This is a genomic window from Salinivibrio costicola subsp. alcaliphilus (genome assembly GCF_001996185.1).
Taxonomy (GTDB): Bacteria; Pseudomonadota; Gammaproteobacteria; order Enterobacterales; family Vibrionaceae; genus Salinivibrio; species Salinivibrio costicola.
This window is the reverse complement of record NZ_MUFR01000002.1, coordinates 65,936-85,143: the sequence shown is the minus strand read 5'-3', so window position 1 is coordinate 85,143 and position 19,208 is coordinate 65,936. Positions and strand designations below refer to the sequence as shown.

The following is a 19,208-nucleotide window of genomic DNA, read 5'->3' as shown; positions in this document are numbered from 1 at the left end:
CTAAGGTGCGACAGCCAATGGGCGAACCCCCAAAGTATGGCAAAGTGCATAGGTCAATTCGGCCCGGTTGAGGGTATAAAAATGAAAATCTTTTACCCCTTCACGGCTGAGTACGCGCACCATATCGATAGCAATCGAAGCACCGACCATCTGCCGGGTCACAGGGTCATCCTCAAGACCTTGATACTGTTTGTGCATCCACTGTGGGACACGCACATGCGTCATTTGCGCAAACCGAGAAGCCTGCTTAAAGTTGGAGACGGGCAAAATCCCCGGCACAATCTCGACATCAATCCCCGCCGCCACACAGCGGTCACGAAAACGTAGGTAGCTTTCCACATCAAAGAAAAACTGGGTAATGGCACGACTGGCACCGGCATCGACTTTCCGTTTCAGATTAATGAGGTCCGCTTGCGCACTTTTCGCTTCCGGGTGCACTTCAGGATAAGCGGCGACAGAAATATCAAAGTCATGTTCTTCTTTGAGCAACCGCACCAAGTCCGCCGCATACATAGTCGGCTTTTTCTCCGGCGACGGTAAGTCTCCGCGCAAAGCCACAATGTCACGAATACCATTTTGCCAGTAGTCACGGGCAATATGGCGCAGCTCATCTTCAGTGGCATCGATACAGGTTAGATGGGGCGCCGCCGCGACCCCCGTTTGATCATGAATACTTTTCACGATGTCATGGGTGCGATCACGCTCACCAGAATTGGCGCCATAAGTCACTGACATAAACTTAGGTTTAAGCCCTTTGAGGCGATGCACGGAATTCCAGAGGGTTTCTTCCATACTGGGCGTGCTGGGCGGAAAAAACTCAAATGAGACGTTAATATCACCGTCTAAGTCGGCAATATTCTGATTAAGTGCATCAATGTGGCCTGCGTGCGTATAGCTCATACCCTCTCCCTGCAACCGGTTTTATTCGCGATCATGTGCGTTTTTGGTTTATACGTTTAGACGTCCATATGTCTAAAGGTTGTCGTTATTTGGGTGAAATGTCAACGATCTCGGCCATGAAAAGAACTCATAGTATTATGAAGATAGTCAACATGCAGGAAGCCACCGAGAGCAGCAGCCAAAAGCGCGTCATATAACGTGATCTTCAGATAAAAAAAAGCTGTCTTATGTGGAGTAAGACAGCTTTCACGTTTGCGAAGATCACGTTTACTAAAAGGACATTAGTGAAGACGCCCAATTAAGCGATTCAAATCCGATTGTATCGCCCCAGCGGTGACATCCCGCCCCGCCCCCGGTCCGCGGATCACTAATGGATTTTCACGATACCATTGGCTTTCAATCGCAAACACATTATCACAGGGCAGTAGATGCGCCAGCGGATGCTCACTCGGTAAGGTTTCTAAGCTCACCTGCGCATTACCATTGGCTTCTAGACGCGCCACATAGCGCAACACGGCGCGATCTTGCTGCGATTTTTCCAATCGCTCCTGTAAACACGCATCCATTTGATGGGCGTTATCGAGAAACGCATCTAACGACAAAGATTGCAGCGCTGGCGGTATCAGTGACTCAACCTTGACCTGCTCGGGCTCCAATGACAGGCCCGCCTCTCTTGCGAGAATCACTAATTTACGCACCACGTCGGCACCCGACAGATCGTCACGCGGATCAGGTTCAGTTAGCCCTTGCTGCCATGCCTGTTCAAGTAAAGCACTGAACGGGACCTCGCCGGTGAATTGCAAAAAAAGCCAGGATAACGTGCCGGAAAAGATCCCTGAGAGTGCGAGGATATGATCACCGCTTTCACGTAAGTCTTGAACCGCATAGTTAATCGGCAGCCCAGCGCCTACCGTGGCGTTATATAACCAATGGCGCCCCGTTTTCGCAAACGCATGTTGAATCGCATGGTATTGTTCGGCCGGTGCCGCGCCGGCTTCTTTGTTGGCGGAGATTAAATGAAAACCATGCTCGGCGAGACGCGGATAGAGAGCTGCCAGTGAGGTATTGGCAGTGACATCCAAAATCACCACATCATCATAAGGATGATTCAATAAGCGTGTTAACCATTCATCATCAAAGTATGGCGTGCCATTGTCATCAAAGTCATCCCTGATCTGCATTGGATCGATGCCAGCAAAATCTAACCATTGATTACGACTATCTACCACAGAAATCAGCGACACCTCCTTGCCATGACGCTTTTCGAGGTGCGATTTTTGCTCGGCAAACAAGCTGAGCCAACGCGCGCCAATGTTTCCTTTTCCTACCAACACCAAGCCAATGCGACGTTAGGCTTGGAACAGCGCATCATGCAAGCTGGCCACAAGGGCAGGCGTATGCACTTGACGCAAAATCGCCACCATGCTCAGTCCAGATGCAGATTCACTGATAAACTCTACAGGCTGTGACTTCAGCTGCTGATAAAAACCATGACAGTGCACGGGATTATTGACCACGCCGGCTCCGACGGCAGCAACCATGTTAAACCCTTCGCGCAGCTTCAACTCCGCGGATAGCCCGGCATCCTGGATCTGGGCCATGACCGAGGCCACGACCTCCGCCGTAAAGGCCAGCAAGATACGATACTGATCATCTTGATAATCCGTCGCCAGTGGTTGCACTTTCAGCTGAGAGAGGATGCGGCTCAACTCTTGTTTAATTGCCTGAAAATCTTGCCCGCGGGCGACATCAAACTGCAATAGGCACACATCATCCAAAGATGTAATGATTTTTGCCCCGCGTCCGGTAGCCAGTACACGCTCTATATGGGTCGAGCCACTATCGGGGGCCTGGGTACAACGTAAGGTCAGATCGGTCGCACTTTGCGCCACAGGCTGTAAAGTACGGCTATGAAGCACGGGCGCCGCCAAGCGTGCCAATTCGCCTGCTTCATCCAATCGGATTAAGGGTAACAAGCAAGCATTATCGACATGGCGTGGATCCGCGCTGTATACACCGGCAACATCACTCCATATAGTCACGCGGCGGACCCCCGCTAACGCACCGAGTACCGTGGCCGAATAATCTGACCCGTTACGCCCCAAAAGTACGGTTTCCCCAGCTTGATTTTGCGCCATAAACCCCGTAATAACGACGTGAGATTGCGTGTGCTGAGAAAGTTGCTGCCGTAATAGTGGCCATGATGCGCCGCGATCGACCTCAGGTTGAGCCGCACGTTCCGCGCGTAAACAGTGGCGCGAGTCCAACATCACCGCCTGACGACACTGCTGATTAAGCAGCGCAGCTAATAAACGCGCCGACCAAACCTCTCCGAACCCTTGCACATCGGCTTGTACGCTGTCGCTCAGCGCTGTCTCCCCGAGCGACGCGATCGTCGCGATGTCAGCAGATAAGGCATCAACCAACTGTTGTTTGTGATCACCGTTGATCAGATTTTCAATCAAGTCTTGCTGAAAGGCACGGACGCCTTGCAAGGTCTCATGCGCCAACCGGCCATCTTTGCCCAGTTGAGCGAGCCAAGCAATGAGCTGATTGGTCGTTTTCCCCGCCGCAGAGACCACAATTAAGTCGTGCGCCTTTGCATGCGCCGTCAGCACATCGACCACACGGCGATAACAATCTGGGCTCGCTAAACTGCTGCCACCAAATTTATGCAATTGGCGTTGTGATTCGGGGGCGGTGTCCATCGGTTGCGCGTGCATGGCGAGGTCTCTCTTGGTCTCAATAAATATCAATAAAGCGGCGTGCTATGACAGCAACACCTATAGCAATCGGTTTTACTGGTTAGCTAAATGGGCGAAGGCATGCGCCAAATCGGCCACTAAGTCTTCTGCGTCTTCTAGTCCAATAGAAAAACGCAACAACGTCGGGGTAATGCCAGCCTCGGCTTGCGCGTCATCACTCATCGCACGATGGGTCATTGACCCTGGATGCGTGACCAGACTTTCTACCCCGCCCAGCGACTCGGCAAGCGCAAATAAAGATAAGCCTTCAATAAAACGTGCGATCCCAGCGGAGTCCGTGTCCAGCTCGAGGCTGAGCATACTACCAAATCCAAACTGCTGACGGGCGGCAATCTCATGGCCTGGATGTGTCGCCAAACCGGGATAGTAGAGTTGCCGCACCGCAGGGACTGTTTGCAAATAGGTTAATACCGCTTGCGTATTTTGCTGATGTTGTTTAACCCGAGCGCCCAAGGTACGCAACCCTCGCAATGTCATATAACTGTCAAAGGCGTTGCCTGTCGCGCCCAAGCAGTTGCCCCACCACGCTAATGTTGCAGCCAATTCAGGCGTCTTCGCCACTACAGCGCCACCGACAATATCAGAGTGACCATTAATAAATTTAGTAGTGGAATGCACGATGATGTCCGCACCCAGTGAAAAAGGCTGTTGGAGTGCTGGCGATAAAAAGGTGTTATCGACCACCACCCATGCCCCCACTTGGTGGGCCTGTTGGCAGATTTTAGCAATATCGACCACACGCAATAGCGGATTAGAGGGTGTTTCAACTAACACCAGTTTCGGCTGTTTTGCCAGCGCAGCGGTTAACGCCTGGTGATCAGATTGATCGACAAAACTGACCTGCCAAATCCCTTGCTTGGCGCGTGACTCTAACAAGCGATAGGTACCACCATAACAGTCGTGCGGTGCAACAATATGATCCCCTGCATCCAGTAAAGACAACACCAAGTTAATGGCTGCCATCCCACAGTTGGTCACCACGGCACCGGCTCCGCCCTCCAGTTCCGTTAACGCTTGCTCTAACTGAGCTCGAGTTGGATTGCCCCCACGGGCATAATCATAAGTGGGAACGTCGCCAAAAGCAGGAAAACGATAGTTGGTTGATAAATACAAAGGCGGCACAACCGCATGATGTTGCGTGTCAGTGCCAATTCCTGTTCGAACGGCAATGGTGTCGGTTTTTTTACCTGTCATGGTTCATCCTTGCTCTTGTTGCGCTGGCACGATTTACGTGATCCAGTCGTCATCATACTACCTTACCTCTGTACTTTTAGGACGTCAACACTTCTAGACGTCTAAACACCTTTGCATGTGGCGGTTAATATAGCTAAAATCTCCGCAGCATCATTCTGGGTATTCCATAATCAAGATAGGTGAGACATGGCGCAGTGGAACGGCGATTACATTAATCCGTATGCCGAACATGGTAAAAAGAAAGAGCAGGTAAAGAAGATCACCGTCTCTATCCCACTTAAAGTATTAAAAATTCTTACTGATGAGCGCACTCGCCGTCAGGTTCATAACCTGCGTCATGCGACCAACAGTGAGCTATTGTGTGAGGCATTTTTACATGCCTATACCGGGCAGCCTCTGCCAACCGATGACGACATCCGTAAGGATAAACCCGATAGCATTCCTGCCGAGGCACGTCGGATCATGGAAGAGTTGGGTATTGAGTTTGACGACAGTGAATACTAAACAAAAAAACCGCCATCGGCGGTTTTTTTATGGTAAGACACTGTTTTCTAATTACAACATGTTTTCTTTACAACATGTTTTCTTTACAACATATAGTTGTCTGGCATCTCAATACGGGCTACGCCGGTTTCGACGGCCGCAAGCGCCACGGCACGTGCTACCTTGGGCAGTAAACGGGCATCCATCGGCTTGGGAATGATGTAATCCGGGCCAAAACTGAGTGAAGACAAGCCCGCGGCATCTAAGACCGATTGTGGTACAGGCTCTTTCGCCAAACCACGAATCGCTTCAACGGCGGCCAACTTCATCGCATCATTAATCTCACTGGCACGCACATCTAATGCTCCCCGGAAAATAAACGGGAAACACAAGACGTTATTCACCTGATTCGGGTAATCCGAACGCCCCGTTCCAATGATCAGATCATCCCGGACTTGGTGCGCAACCTCTGGGTTAATTTCAGGATCTGGGTTTGAGCAGGCAAACACGACAGGCTTATCCGCCATCAGTTTTAATGCCTCAGGCGAGAGCAAATCCGGGCCTGATACGCCAACAAAGAGATCCGCACCTTCAATCACATCTTCGAGGGTACGCTTATCCGTGTTATTGGCAAACAGCTGCTTATACTTGTTAATGTCATCACGACGGGTGTGAATCACCCCTTTGCGATCCAGCATGTAAATCTTTTCGCGCTGGGCGCCACATTTAATCAATAGCTCCATACAGGCCACCGCAGCGGCACCCGCACCGAGACACACGATGGTGGCTTCACCAATATCTTTGCCTTGCAACTCGAGCGCGTTAAGCATCCCCGCAGCAGTGACAATCGCGGTACCATGTTGATCATCATGGAAGACAGGCACTTCACAGCGTTCAATCAGCTGCTTTTCGATCTCAAAACAATCTGGGGCTTTGATATCTTCAAGGTTGATACCGCCAAAGGTGTCAGCAATATTGGCTACGGTATCAACAAACTCATCGATGGTGCGGTGTTTAACTTCAATGTCGATCGAGTCCAAGCCGGCAAAACGCTTGAACAATAACGCTTTGCCTTCCATGACAGGCTTTGACGCCATCGGCCCTAAATTCCCTAACCCCAAAATCGCGGTGCCGTTTGAGATCACCGCAACCATATTGCCTTTACCGGTATAGCGATATACGGCATCCGCATCTTGGGCTATTTCACGCACAGGTTCAGCAACGCCTGGGCTGTAGGCGAGAGCAAGATCCGCCGCTGAATCAGCAGGCTTACTGAGTTCGACAGAGATTTTTCCGGGTGTAGGGTATGCATGATAATCCAGCGCTTGCTGGCGTTTATCGTCCGACATGTCGTTTTCCTAGTTATTATCGTGAAGGGGTAACCAATACCGGCAGGGAAGGATGACCGATATTAGCCAGACACTCTACAAACCACACAGGAAAGGTTTGTATAAGGGTAAAGATGGTAACGCAGCGGGGAAACGTCCACCAGTACTAACGCCGTATTCGCGATGATGCTCGGACCTGTTGTCCGAATACTAGGACGATACAATCAAAAAAAGGGACGCTGATGCGTCCCTTCTCTATATTCGGTCAATAGCTGCTTATTTTTTGCTGCTAAGGGCACCGAAACGTTTCTTAAAGCGATCAACACGGCCACCAGCATCAAGGATACGCTGCTTACCGGTGTAGAATGGGTGACATTTGTCACACACGTCTAGGTTGATGTTTTTACCTAGGGTTGTGCTGAACGCAAATTCGTTACCGCAAGAGCATTTTGCTGTGACGGCTTTGTACTCTGGATGGATACCAGCTTTCATAGGGATAACCTCATTTTAAAGGCCGTGTCGCTCTCCCGATCCTAAGCCGGGCACCACACGTCGTTAACAAATATTTTCTAAGGCGCGCAATTCTAATCAAGCCCCCTCGGTTTCGCAACTTTTTTGTGCAATCACCACGCCGCGTCACCGTACAACAAGGCTTTGCCAACCGAAGGCGAACCGTTACACTGAGCCCCCTTCTGGTCAATAAGATGTTGTGATGGAACAGTTTGCTCAGGTGGCCCTACCGGTCCCGTTAGCGAAAACTTTTGATTACCGAATCGGTGAGAATCAACACCCCATCATCGGTGGGCGGGTAAAAGTGCCCTTTGGCCGCCAGCACAAGGTTGGCATTGTCACCGGCTTATCCGCAACCGCCAGTGTGGACGCGAGCCAACTCAAGGTGCTCGATGCCGTATTGGATACCCAACCGGTTTGGACGCCCGGCGTCTATCATTTACTCCACTGGGCAAGCCGCTTTTATCATCATCCGCTAGGGGATGCGATGGGCGCTGTGATGCCAACCCTGCTTCGAAAAGGACGCCCTGCGGCATTACAACAGCAAAAATGGTGGCAAATTACCGAGTCAGGACAAAACCAACCCCTCTCGGGCCTGAGCCGTGCCCCTAAACAAGCTCGGGTGTTGCAGTTGCTCACACACGGCCCTGCCACCCATGCCGACTTGATCGAACAAGACATCGGCGCACCGGTGCTAAAAACCGTGGCCGAAAAAGGTTGGATAGCCCCCTACACACCACCGCTAAACGCTCAAGCCTGGCAACCGCATTTTGCCGTCACCGAAGACAAACCGGCACTCAACCATGAACAGGCGATGGCGGTTGCCACCATCAATGCCAATGACGGCTTTGCTTGTGCTTTACTCGAGGGGATCACCGGTTCAGGGAAGACAGAGGTCTACCTAAACGTGCTCGAACCTGTGCTTGCTCGCGGTGAACAAGCCTTAATTTTGGTACCAGAAATCGGCCTCACCCCACAAACCATTCGCCGGTTTGAGCGCCGCTTTCATGTCCCGGTAACCGTGATGCATTCAGGCTTAAATGATAACGATCGACTAAAAGCCTGGTTGGCCGCGCGCGAGAATCAAGCAGCAATCGTCATTGGTACACGGTCTGCCCTGTTCACGCCGATGGCTAATTTAGGCATTATCATTATTGACGAAGAGCATGACCCCTCGTATAAACAGCAAGATAGCTTTCGTTATCATGCCCGAGACTTAGCGGTTATGCGTGGTCATGAAGAAAAAGTGCCGGTGATACTCGGTTCTGCCACCCCCTCTTTGGAAAGCTTGCATAACGCAAAAACCGGTAAATATCAGTACCTCAAGCTGACTCAGCGTCCAGGTAATGCGGTGACCGCACGTCAGGGAATACTCGATATTAAGGGCCATTACCTCGACGCTGGATTATCCGCGCCGTTGATCGCCGAAATGCGCCAGCACCTACAACAAGGCAATCAGGTCATGTTGTTTTTAAATCGCCGTGGCTATGCGCCCGCCATGATGTGCCACGAGTGTGGCTGGCTCGCGAATTGTCAACGTTGTGATGCTTACTACACCCTTCACCAGCAACAGCAAGAATTGCGTTGTCATCATTGTGGCCACCAAAAACCCGTTCCGCACCAGTGTCACGATTGTGGCTCCACCCAGTTAATCAGTGTCGGCGTGGGCACCGAGCAGCTTGAAAGCCAGTTGGGCGAGCTCTTTCCTGAATATAAAACCGTGCGTATTGATCGCGACAATACCCGCCGTAAGGGCAGCTTAGAAACCTACCTTAATGGCATAGAAAAGGGCGAATATCAGATCCTACTGGGCACACAAATGCTCGCTAAGGGCCATCATTTTCCCAATGTCACCCTAGTGGCGTTAGTTGATGTCGACGGTGCCTTGTTTAGTAATGACTTTCGCGCGCCTGAACGGTTGGCGCAACTGATGGTGCAAGTCGCCGGCCGCGCCGGTCGCGCCAGCAAGCCAGGGACGGTGCTATTACAAACGCACCATCCCGAGCACAGCCTGATCCAATCGCTGGTACACAAAGGCTATCAAGCCTTTGCGGAGTCGGCGCTCACTGAACGCCGCCAAGCTTGGCTTCCGCCCTATACGTTCTTAAGTTTATTTCGCGCCGAAGGCCATGAAGAAAACAGTGTGCAGCAGTTTTTACAACAAGTACGTCAAACGCTCGCTGCCTCCCCCATTCAACACGATGAAAGCCATGTCATGGGCCCTATGCCCGCAGCGATGGCCAAACGCGCGGGCCGTTATCGCTGGCAATTATTAATCCAAGCCCCAAGTCGAAAAGTGATGCAGCAGTGGCTAACGGTGGCTCTTCCTGCAGTCCATCAATTACCCCTTTCGCGCAAAGTACGTTGGTCTTTAGATGTCGAGCCGCAAGACCTTTCTTAATACTCCCTTGCCGTAAGTCGACACAAGTCACACTTTCATTGCAATAAGTGTTAGCTTGTCCGTATTTAAATTGGACAAGCATAGGTAAAATAGGGCCGCAATTGGCTAAGAAAACAGGTCAGATGAGCTAATAACTGTTTGATCTCACAATATAGATAACAAGAGGACTGTCATTATGGCGACAATGAAGGACGTTGCCCACATTGCCGGTGTATCCACAGCAACGGTATCGCGCGCGCTGATGAACCCAGAGAAGGTGTCAGCCAGCACGCGTAAAAAAGTTGAACATGCTGTGGTTGAAGCTGGTTATTCCCCTAATTCACTTGCGCGTAACTTGCGTCGCAATGAATCAAAAACCATCGTCGCTATTGTACCGGACATTTGTGATCCCTACTTTAGTGAGATTATTCGCGGCATTGAAGAAGCCGCCATGGAACATGGCTACTTAGTTCTACTGGGTGACAGTGCCCAGCAACACCACCGTGAAAATTCATTCGTCAATCTGGTGTTTACTAAACAAGCGGATGGCATGCTGCTGCTTGGCTCCGACGTCCCTTTTGATGTCAGCAAGCCTGAGCAAAAAAACTTACCGCCACTGGTCATGGCCTGTGAATATGCGCCCGATCTGGAATTACCGACGGTTCATATCGATAACCTTACCGCTGCCTTTGAAGCGGTTAATTATCTCACCCAAGTCGGCCATACTCGGATTGCTAACATTACCGGCGTACCGGAGACAGCATTAACGCAGTTCCGCTCACAAGGGTATCAGCAAGCGTTACATCGAGCGGGGATCACCATCAATCCAGCGTATAGCGTCGTCGGTGACTTTAGTTTTGCCTCCGGAGCGCGTGCCATCACCAACTTGCTCTCACTGCCTGAGCCACCCACTGCGGTATTCTGTCACTGCGATGTCATGGCCGTCGGCGCGATGCAACAAGCGAAACGTTTAGGCATGCGGGTCCCGCAAGATATCTCCATTGTTGGTTTTGATGATATCCAATTCGCCGAGTATTGCGATCCACCACTCACGACCGTTTCGCAGCCTCGCTATGACATTGGCCGCCAAGCCATGTTGATGCTGCTAAACACGTTACAAGGACGAGAAGTGACCCCCGGCTCCCGCCTTTTGGACGCCAAGCTGGTGATCCGTGAGAGTGTCGCCCCTCCGTCTCGGTAGTAAGACTAGTCAGCACGGGCTCAAGCCAGTAATATGAGCCCTTTACTGGCTTCTTAATTTGATTATTTGCTGTGGCAACTCGTGATTACGTTAAACGTGGCAAAGCGCCGCGTAAAAAAAATACTCGCCGCCAACCGACCAAGACGCGGGCTGGATTCCCATTTAAATGGGCGCTGCTTGCTGTCGTCTTAGTGGGTGCGTTTGCTTATGGCCTGTATTGGTTGAGCAAAACCGATGCACCGACACCCCCTTCTCCCCCCGTGTCTCACACGCAACCGGCCACGCAAAGCCAGGTAGAAAGTCTACCGAAAAAGCCCAAAGAAAAATGGAGCTATATCGAAGAGCTGGAAGACAAGGAAGTAGAAGTGAAAGCAAAAGCGCTGCCACAATCGGCCCGTCCTTACCTCATGCAATGCGGTGCTTACCGTAGCCAAGGGCAGGCTAATGAGCGTAAAGCGATCATTGCGTTTCAAGGGCTAGAAAGCCAAATCAAGGTAAGCCCTGGTGAGAAAGGCACTTGGTATCGTGTGGTGCTTGGCCCTTACCCGCGCAAGCGCCAAGCAGAGAAAGATCGCAATATGCTGCGTCGCGCCGGTGTCGAACCTTGTGCTATTTGGTATTGGGAATAGCGAACGGGGAAAGTATTGCGCTCTCCCCTTGAAAAGTCAGCGTCAAAACCCAACCATCTAGATTAATCACCCATCTGGTGCACCAGACACAAACAAAGAGGTTCCCGTGACTACAATCGTCTCCGTCCGTCGCGAAGGTAAAGTGGTTATTGCTGGCGATGGTCAAGTATCGCTCGGCAATACCGTCATGAAAGGTAATGCGCGAAAAGTTCGTCGCTTGTATAACGGCCAAGTGCTCGCTGGTTTTGCTGGCGGTACCGCAGATGCCTTTACCTTATTTGAGCGCTTTGAGCGTAAGCTTGAGCTCCACCAAGGGCACCTAACCAAAGCAGCCGTTGAGCTTGCCAAAGAATGGCGAACCGATCGCGCGCTGCGTCGCCTTGAAGCCCTACTGGCTGTCGCGGATGAAACCGCTTCCTTAATCATTACCGGTAATGGTGATGTGGTTGAGCCCGAGCGCGATCTGATTGCTATTGGCTCAGGCGGTAACTATGCGCAAGCCGCCGCCGTTGCCATGTTAGAAAACACCGAGTTAGACGCCCGCGAGATTGCAGAGAAAGCGCTAACCATCGCCGGTGATATATGTGTGTTTACAAACCAACAACACACGGTTGAAGAACTCGAGAGTAATAAACAGGATTAGTGATGTCTGAAATGACTCCACGCGAAATCGTGCACGAACTTGACCGCCATATTATTGGTCAAGACAATGCCAAACGTGCGGTGGCGATCGCACTGCGAAACCGCTGGCGCCGTATGCAACTGCCAGAAGACTTGCGTGCGGAAGTGACCCCGAAAAACATCTTGATGATTGGCCCCACCGGTGTCGGTAAAACCGAAATTGCACGTCGTCTTGCGCGATTAGCGAATGCGCCTTTTATCAAGGTAGAAGCGACCAAATTCACCGAAGTCGGCTATGTGGGTAAAGAAGTCGAGACCATTATTCGTGATCTCGCGGATGTGGCGATGAATCTGACCCAGCAGCAGGCGATGGAAAAAGTCAAATTCCGCGCCGAAGAACAAGCGGAAGATCGTATCCTCGACATCTTACTGCCTCCAGCGCGTGATGCATGGGGCCAAAACGAAGCGACCCAAGAAGATTCGTCAACACGCCAAAGCTTCCGTAAAAAATTACGCGAAGGTAAACTTGACGACAAAGAAGTGGAAGTCGATGTTGCGGCGCCGCAAATGGGCGTAGAAATCATGTCACCACCGGGCATGGAAGAAATGACCAATCAGCTGCAAGGGATGTTCCAAAACCTTGCCGGCAACAGCACTAAAAAGCGTAAGATGAAAATCAAAGACGCAATGAAGGCGCTGACCGAAGAAGAAGCGGCTAAGCTGGTCAATCAAGAAGAAATCAAAGAGCAAGCCATTCACATGGTGGAAAACAATGGCATCGTGTTCGTGGATGAAATCGATAAGATTTGTAAGTCGGGTAACACCAGTGGTGGCGATGTATCACGTGAAGGGGTACAGCGTGATCTCTTACCGTTAGTTGAAGGCAGTACGGTCTCAACCAAGCATGGCATGATCAAAACCGATCATATCCTGTTTATTGCCTCTGGTGCATTTCAGGTCTCACGTCCGTCAGACTTGATCCCTGAACTACAAGGCCGTCTCCCGATCCGCGTCGAGCTAGAAGCATTGTCAACCAATGACTTCAAACGGATTCTTACCGAGCCGAACGCCTCACTGACCCAGCAATACTCGGCACTACTCAAAACCGAGGAGATTGACTTGAGCTTTGAGCCAAGCGGTATTGATGAGCTGGCTTCCGCGGCGTGGCGAGTCAATGAGAAAACCGAAAACATCGGTGCGCGTCGTCTGCATACCTTGATGGAGCGACTGATGGAAGATGTCTCATACGAAGCCAGTGAACGCGCCGGTCAACAGGTTGTGGTTGACGCAGAATACGTCCGTAGCCACCTCGAAGAGCTGGTGGATGACGAAGACTTAAGTCGGTTTATCCTGTAGTCACGACACGTCAACTATCGAACTTAGGGCAGCAAACGCTGCCCTTTTTTGCATCAAAACTTGAGCTGGCGCAATAGGAAGCCGGATTTCGGTCGCGAACTCGTTACTCCTTGTGCTGCTTGCGTAATAATAGTGACATCGTTTTTTCGTCTCGAGGATCGCTATGCTGCACCCTACGCTCGCTATTTGGCTTGATGCTGCGCGACCCAAAACGCTGCCGTTGGCCGTGACATCCATTTTATCAGGGAGTGCGGTCGCCGCAGCGCAAGGCAACCTCTCTTGGTCTATCAGTGTCATGGCGCTGATCACCGCTTTATTCTTACAAATCCTCTCTAATCTTGCTAATGACTACGGGGATGCGATAAAAGGCACGGACAACATGACCCGTTTAGGTCCGATGCGTGCCATCCAATCGGGCAAAGTGAGCCTCGCCACCATGCGCCGCGCTCTGGCCTTCAATATTGCCCTCACCGTGTTAAGTGGCGGCGGACTGATCGCGATTGCCTGTCAGCAGCCCACCGATATTATTAGCTTTTTATTGCTCGGCCTGATGGCCATCGTCGCTTCGATCACCTATACCGTCGGCAATAAACCTTACGGCTATCGAGGCCTCGGTGATTTATCGGTGCTGATGTTTTTTGGTTGGCTAGGCGTCGCCGGGACCTACTATTTGCAAGTTGGACAGATTGACTCGCTAGTGATCTTGCCTGCGACAGCATGCGGATTGCTGGCTGTCGGCGTGCTCAACATCAACAACTTACGAGACATTGATAATGATCGTGCTTGTGGCAAACACACCCTGGTCGTTCGCTTGGGTCCCGAGCGAGGCCGGCAGTACCATGTCATCCTACTTGCCGGTGCGATTGTTTGTTACTCATTATTTGCCGCGTTGACCTTACAAGCTTGGCTGGGATGGTTGTTCTTGGCGAGTGTGCCCTTATTGGTTCGCCACGGACGCGAAGTGTATCAAACGGCGAATGCTAACGCGCTTCGGCCAATGATGGGCAACATGGTGCGCTGCGCCTTAGTGACTAATGGGCTATTTATGACTGGGATGCTGTTAGTCTAATAAAGACACAGATTAGCCGCTTTGTCATTGCAAACCCTTATTGCCCCGTTATACTTGGACTTGCCATGTTGGCAGCGCAAGCTTGCCAGCCTTTTTCTGCCTCAACAAGAAGTTAGACTATGGAATACAATACCTCGGAACTATGCGACATGTACCTCGACCAAGTGGATGTCGTGGAGCCAATGTTTAGCTCTTATGGGGGCCGCAGCTCGTTTGGTGGCCAAATTACCACGGTAAAATGCTTCGAAGATACAGGCTTAATTCGCGAGATGGCCGAGCAAGACGGCGAGCAGCGGATTATGTTGATCGATGGCGGTGGCTCGTTACGTCGCGCCTTAATTGATGGCGAGATTGCACAGCTCGCGGCAGATAACGACTGGGCTGGCATGATTGTCTATGGCTGCGTGCGCGACGTGGATACCATCGATGAAATCGACATAGGTATCCAGGCCTTGGCCTCTATCCCTGTGGGCGCTGATGAACAAGGCACCGGTGAAACCGACGTCCCCGTGAACTTTGGCGGCGTCACCTTTTTGCCGGATGACCATGTCTATGCGGACACCACTGGCGTCATCTTATCGCCGGATCCGCTCAGCATCACCGAAGTCGACGAAGAAGACGATGATCTCGACGAGGATTAGTGGCGTCAGTTGACCGATAAAAAAACAGAGCCCATCGGCTCTGTTTTTGGTTTATTCAACGCTCTCGATCTTACCGAGTAAGCTGCGGATACGATTCTGCCAAGCTTCTTGCTCTTCTTTTAACTTGGCGTTTTCTTGCGCTAATTGCTCACGGCTTTCTTTTTCAGCCACTGCATCTTGCTCCAGCGACCCGTTCTTTTCTTTGAGCTCTTCGATTTCCATTTGTAGCAGCGAAATCGTATCCACCGCCATTTGTACTTTAGCTTCGAGTTGTTCTAATACTTCCAATGACATCAAGGCCACCTTATTTCTGACGATTGATCCCGTTACTGCTTATCCGGCAGTAACCCGTGCAACAGGTGTGCACCCCGACTTTATTGTACTCAGGTGGTGTCAGACTGCCACTATTCTCACTACCTATGCATGGACAAGTGCGCAAAAATGCAGCGACTTCGCCAACTATCGCACTGCGAAGATAAAAATCACCGCCGCACTCGTCACGCAAACGTTTTCTATTTCTGGTAAACTGCGCGCAAATTAGGCTAACGCCTGTCTTAATGTGGCTGACATTCCGGAGTACTCATGAAACGTGATCTCGCATTGGCTTTTTCTCGCGTCACCGAAGGCGCCGCTCTCGCGGGTTATAAGTGGTTGGGAAGAGGGGACAAAAACGCAGCCGATGGCGCAGCGGTTGAGGTAATGCGTACCTTGCTAAACCTGACCGAGATTGACGGTGAAGTCGTCATCGGTGAAGGGGAAATCGACGATGCCCCCATGCTATATATTGGCGAGCAAGTCGGCTTGGGCGGTGAAGCGGTTGATATTGCCGTTGATCCGATTGAAGGCACACGCATGACAGCAATGGGTCAGGCCAATGCCTTGGCAGTGCTGGCCGCTGGAGAAAAGGGCAGCTTTTTAAAAGCGCCAGATATGTACATGGAAAAATTAGTGGTGGGGCCTGGCGCCAAAGGTGTGATTGACCTCAATAAGCCCCTGCTTGAAAACCTCAAGAATGTCGCCATTGCGCTCGGAAAAACCCTCGACACCCTCGTCGTCGCCACCTTAGCAAAACCTCGTCATGATGCCATTATTGCCAGTATGCAAGCGCAAGGGATCCGAGTATTCGCCTTTCCAGATGGTGATGTAGCTGCTTCTATTCTAACCTGCATGCCAGAAAGTGAAGTGGATGTCATGGTTGGGATCGGCGGAGCGCCAGAGGGGGTCGTCTCTGCGGCCGTGATCCGTGCACTAGGCGGGGACATGCAAGGCCGATTGCTCTCTCGACACGATGTGAAAGGTGACACCCCAGAAAACCGTGTTTACGGAGAGCAAGAACTGGCCCGTTGTCAACAAATGGGGATTCAAGCCCGCCAAGTCCTCACGCTGTCACAGATGGCCAGTAGCGATAATGTTGTCTTCGCCGCAACCGGCATCACCAAAGGCGACCTACTTGATGGGATCAGCCGACAGGGCGATCTAGCCACGACAGAAACCCTGGTGGTACGTGGCCAATGTCGGACCATTCGCCGTATTCGCTCGACCCACTATTTAAGCCGCAAAGATGAAGCGATCAAACCGCACATCTTATAATCTTCACATTGATGAGTGTAGCCTCTGACTGGTCAAATCCATTGATTTCGATTACCCTTTTATAAATACTTTACTTTATTTAATTGTGAGTATGCGTTCGCACATTTGCAATTGGGGTAATCGAGGTCCGGACGATGAAATCCACTGACCGCATTTTAGACACCATAAAGCGCGAAGGCCGTGTCAGTGCAAAAGTCTTAGCGGATAACCTGAATATGACCACCATGGGCGTGCGTCAGCATTTACAAAGCCTTGAGCGTGATGGCTTGGTGGATTTTGAAGATATCCGCGCCAAAGTTGGCCGGCCTACACGCCACTGGTCTTTAACCGCCACCGGACACCGACGGTTTGCGGATAGTCATCATGATTTATCCGTCACCTTGATCGATTCGGTGCAAGAGGTTTTTGGCGACCAAGGGGTCGCAAAAGTGATCGCCCAACGTGAAGCTGCCACCTTCGCCCAATACCAAGATGCGCTCAAAGATTACGATAATTTAGAGGCTAAATTGCAAACCTTGGCGTATCTTAGAGAGAGCGAGGGGTATATGGCTGAGCTCCATCGAGACGGCGCTGACTATATGTTGATTGAACATCACTGCCCTATCTGTCAAGCAGCGAAAACCTGTCCTGCGCTATGTCGCTCAGAAATCCAGTTATTTCGACACTTACTGGGCGACCGCTATCGGGTGGAACGTGAAGAACACATTGTTTCAGGACAGCATCGCTGCACCTATCGCATTGGAGATAAAACGTGAGGAGGTAATATGGCCACTTGGATCAAGGCTGATGTCGTGGAGAACCAACATTGGACGAAGGATCTCTTCAGCCTGGTGTTATCCGCCCCTGTCGCGCCATTTACGGCAGGCCAATTCACAAAGCTAGGGATGGAGATCGATGGCAAACTGATCCAGCGCGCCTATTCGTTTGTGAATCCTCCACAAAGTAAATACTTAGAAGTGTATGCGACACGTGTGGCTGACGGCCTGATGTCACCACGCCTTCACGCGCTCGAGCCGGGTGATAACGTGATGATTACCCAAGATCCAGCCGGCTACTTTACCCTAGATGAAGTACCACAAGGTCAACACCTCTGGATGTTTGCCACGGGGACAGCCATCGGCCCTTATATTTCGCTGATGGAGCAAGGCGATGTCTGGTCACGTTTTCGCAAAATTATCTTGGTCCATGCGGTACGTTTTGCTGCCGATTTAACCTATCAAGCACGCATTAACGCACTGGCAGAAAAATACCCTGATCAACTGGTGGTTCAGCCTTTTGTTAGTCGCGAGCCTATAGCTGGCGCCTTATCAGGTCGGGTAACACACGCGCTCGAAGACGGATTGCTCGAGCGCGTGGTTGGTCTGCCTCTGACCTCCGAGCACAGCCAGGTGATGTTGTGTGGCAACCCAGCCATGGTAAAAGAAGTGAAAACACTGCTGGAAGGAAAAGGCCTCAGTAAAAACTTACGCCGCAAGCCCGGGAATGTGACCACTGAGCATTACTGGTAAAAACACTCCCCCTGCTTTGCTGATACGCATACGGTAAAGCGGGGCATTTTTACCCACAAAAATAATCCCAGAAAAACGGCGTTGATTCAATTGATTACTCAATACGTCGTCCATCTCTCTATCCACGGCGCCAGCTTAGCCAGACAGCGCAAGTTTGATCCCTGGCAAACCTCGACTCATAGTTACTTTAACGCTTTGGTAACACGGCCACGCGGCCGACGACGCGTAAGGAGTATGCGATGAAGACCCTTCCTTCTTTTGATGAGTTAGCGGCGCTGGCCCAAACCGATCCTCGTGCGTTAGAAACATTACGGCTTAAAATGAGCGAAGAGGTGATCGCCAATGCGTCCCACGCCACTCAGCCGCAGCTCCATGCCATGTTAAGCCATATTAATCGCATGATTGATCATGGTAAAAATCCATTACACGTCAACATGATGCTCTTCCAAGCACTGACTCGTCAGTATTCGCGCTTTTCGACTGCGTTTACCAACCCAGACGCCTTGCGCAGCCACCAAGCGGACATCATGGAATTTAAAGTGGGACAAACAGCCAACGCCCCCACACCGCCAACGCAATCGAGATAAACCGATTGAGCCACTCATAGTGCATGATTGGGTCCGACCCACTTGCGATAACTGGTGGTATCCATGTCACGAACTTCCACCGTTAGGCTGGTGACATGGCCTGCATGGTCACGCAGCGGCCCGGTTAATGCGTCACTGATTTGCTGTTTTTGTTGATCACTGCGTCCAGCCAGTAAGCGAAACTCGACATGCACAAACTCACCGCGATCGGCTTGCGCGCCGACACGCCAAACGGCGCATGGAACGGCGCGAGATTTGAGCGCGTCAGGGTCAAAACAATCGGTGGCGATCGCCGCTTGGTGCAGATCATCCACCAGCTGATCAATGTTCACGCGCTCTGCTAACGCGTCGGTGTATTCCATCACCAAATGAGGCATCGTTTCACTCCGTTGAAAACACAAACCTGCATCATGCCGCAAGATAGACGCCATCACGAGCACCTCTGT

General features: G+C 51.3%; 18 protein-coding genes and 1 pseudogene. 12 read left to right on the top strand and 7 right to left on the bottom strand.

Annotation, left to right across the window (positions count from 1 at the left end; all coding sequences use genetic code 11):
- From metF to metB, 3 genes and pseudogenes are all read right to left on the bottom strand, one after another.
- Positions 1-900: a methylenetetrahydrofolate reductase gene (gene metF / locus BZJ21_RS01100; protein WP_025744244.1), complete on the bottom strand. Its 900-nt coding sequence runs from the start codon at positions 898-900 to the stop codon at positions 1-3.
- Between the two features lie 281 nt (positions 901-1,181).
- Positions 1,182-3,608, bottom strand: a pseudogene (locus BZJ21_RS01095) (bifunctional aspartate kinase/homoserine dehydrogenase II).
- A gap of 90 nt (positions 3,609-3,698) precedes the next feature.
- The gene (gene metB / locus BZJ21_RS01090; protein WP_077660330.1) at positions 3,699-4,859 is read right to left on the bottom strand and encodes a cystathionine gamma-synthase; all 1,161 of its coding nucleotides are present in this window, start codon (positions 4,857-4,859) and stop codon (positions 3,699-3,701) included.
- 186 nt (positions 4,860-5,045) lie between these two features.
- Here metB and metJ point away from each other — a divergent pair, with 186 nt between their 5' ends.
- Positions 5,046-5,363 (top strand): met regulon transcriptional regulator MetJ, encoded by a 318-nt coding sequence (gene metJ / locus BZJ21_RS01085; protein ID WP_025673335.1) that lies wholly within the window; start codon positions 5,046-5,048, stop codon positions 5,361-5,363.
- Positions 5,364-5,446: 83 nt separating this feature from the next.
- On the opposite strand, the gene BZJ21_RS01080 is transcribed toward metJ, so the two are convergent.
- Positions 5,447-6,691: a malic enzyme-like NAD(P)-binding protein gene (locus tag BZJ21_RS01080; protein ID WP_077461535.1), complete on the bottom strand. Its 1,245-nt coding sequence runs from the start codon at positions 6,689-6,691 to the stop codon at positions 5,447-5,449.
- 255 nt (positions 6,692-6,946) lie between these two features.
- Positions 6,947-7,162, bottom strand: a complete 216-nt coding sequence (rpmE, locus tag BZJ21_RS01075) for a 50S ribosomal protein L31 (protein ID WP_077461534.1) — start codon at positions 7,160-7,162, stop codon at positions 6,947-6,949.
- Positions 7,163-7,382: 220 nt separating this feature from the next.
- Between rpmE and priA the strand changes: the two genes are divergently transcribed.
- From priA to rraA, 7 genes are all read left to right on the top strand, one after another.
- A complete protein-coding gene (gene priA / locus BZJ21_RS01070) occupies positions 7,383-9,581 on the top strand; it encodes a primosomal protein N' (protein WP_101494531.1) in 2,199 nt (732 codons plus the stop codon).
- Positions 9,582-9,732: 151 nt separating this feature from the next.
- Positions 9,733-10,761: a DNA-binding transcriptional regulator CytR gene (gene cytR, locus BZJ21_RS01065; RefSeq protein ID WP_269087430.1), complete on the top strand. Its 1,029-nt coding sequence runs from the start codon at positions 9,733-9,735 to the stop codon at positions 10,759-10,761.
- Positions 10,762-10,832: 71 nt separating this feature from the next.
- Entirely contained in the window at positions 10,833-11,390 is a 558-nt protein-coding gene (locus tag BZJ21_RS01060) for an SPOR domain-containing protein (protein WP_077668913.1), read from the top strand.
- A gap of 106 nt (positions 11,391-11,496) precedes the next feature.
- Complete coding sequence (gene hslV, locus BZJ21_RS01055; protein ID WP_077577212.1) at positions 11,497-12,033, top strand: ATP-dependent protease subunit HslV; 537 nt, start codon at positions 11,497-11,499, stop codon at positions 12,031-12,033.
- A 2-nt stretch (positions 12,034-12,035) separates the two neighbouring features.
- Positions 12,036-13,367 (top strand): HslU--HslV peptidase ATPase subunit, encoded by a 1,332-nt coding sequence (gene hslU, locus BZJ21_RS01050; RefSeq protein ID WP_025744240.1) that lies wholly within the window; start codon positions 12,036-12,038, stop codon positions 13,365-13,367.
- Positions 13,368-13,530: 163 nt separating this feature from the next.
- Positions 13,531-14,436: a 1,4-dihydroxy-2-naphthoate polyprenyltransferase gene (locus BZJ21_RS01045; protein ID WP_077660335.1), complete on the top strand. Its 906-nt coding sequence runs from the start codon at positions 13,531-13,533 to the stop codon at positions 14,434-14,436.
- A gap of 119 nt (positions 14,437-14,555) precedes the next feature.
- Complete coding sequence (gene rraA / locus BZJ21_RS01040) at positions 14,556-15,077, top strand: ribonuclease E activity regulator RraA (RefSeq protein WP_025744239.1); 522 nt, start codon at positions 14,556-14,558, stop codon at positions 15,075-15,077.
- A gap of 51 nt (positions 15,078-15,128) precedes the next feature.
- Here the strand turns inward: rraA and zapB are convergent, their stop codons facing one another.
- The gene (gene zapB, locus BZJ21_RS01035) at positions 15,129-15,371 is read right to left on the bottom strand and encodes a cell division protein ZapB (protein ID WP_025744238.1); all 243 of its coding nucleotides are present in this window, start codon (positions 15,369-15,371) and stop codon (positions 15,129-15,131) included.
- Between the two features lie 288 nt (positions 15,372-15,659).
- On the opposite strand from zapB, the gene glpX reads away from it, so the two are divergent.
- The 4 genes from glpX to BZJ21_RS01015 all read left to right on the top strand — a co-directional run bounded on the left by glpX (position 15,660) and on the right by BZJ21_RS01015 (position 18,762).
- Entirely contained in the window at positions 15,660-16,667 is a 1,008-nt protein-coding gene (gene glpX, locus BZJ21_RS01030; RefSeq protein WP_077668912.1) for a class II fructose-bisphosphatase, read from the top strand.
- 134 nt (positions 16,668-16,801) lie between these two features.
- Entirely contained in the window at positions 16,802-17,422 is a 621-nt protein-coding gene (locus tag BZJ21_RS01025) for a helix-turn-helix transcriptional regulator (protein ID WP_077668911.1), read from the top strand.
- A 9-nt stretch (positions 17,423-17,431) separates the two neighbouring features.
- The gene (locus BZJ21_RS01020; protein WP_025744235.1) at positions 17,432-18,175 is read left to right on the top strand and encodes a ferredoxin--NADP reductase; all 744 of its coding nucleotides are present in this window, start codon (positions 17,432-17,434) and stop codon (positions 18,173-18,175) included.
- A gap of 239 nt (positions 18,176-18,414) precedes the next feature.
- The gene (locus BZJ21_RS01015; RefSeq protein WP_025744234.1) at positions 18,415-18,762 is read left to right on the top strand and encodes a DUF3135 domain-containing protein; all 348 of its coding nucleotides are present in this window, start codon (positions 18,415-18,417) and stop codon (positions 18,760-18,762) included.
- A gap of 14 nt (positions 18,763-18,776) precedes the next feature.
- Here the strand turns inward: BZJ21_RS01015 and BZJ21_RS01010 are convergent, their stop codons facing one another.
- Positions 18,777-19,193, bottom strand: coding sequence for a 5-carboxymethyl-2-hydroxymuconate Delta-isomerase (locus BZJ21_RS01010; RefSeq protein ID WP_236719495.1), 417 nt, complete (start codon positions 19,191-19,193; stop codon positions 18,777-18,779).
- Between the last annotated feature and the right edge of the window lie 15 nt (positions 19,194-19,208).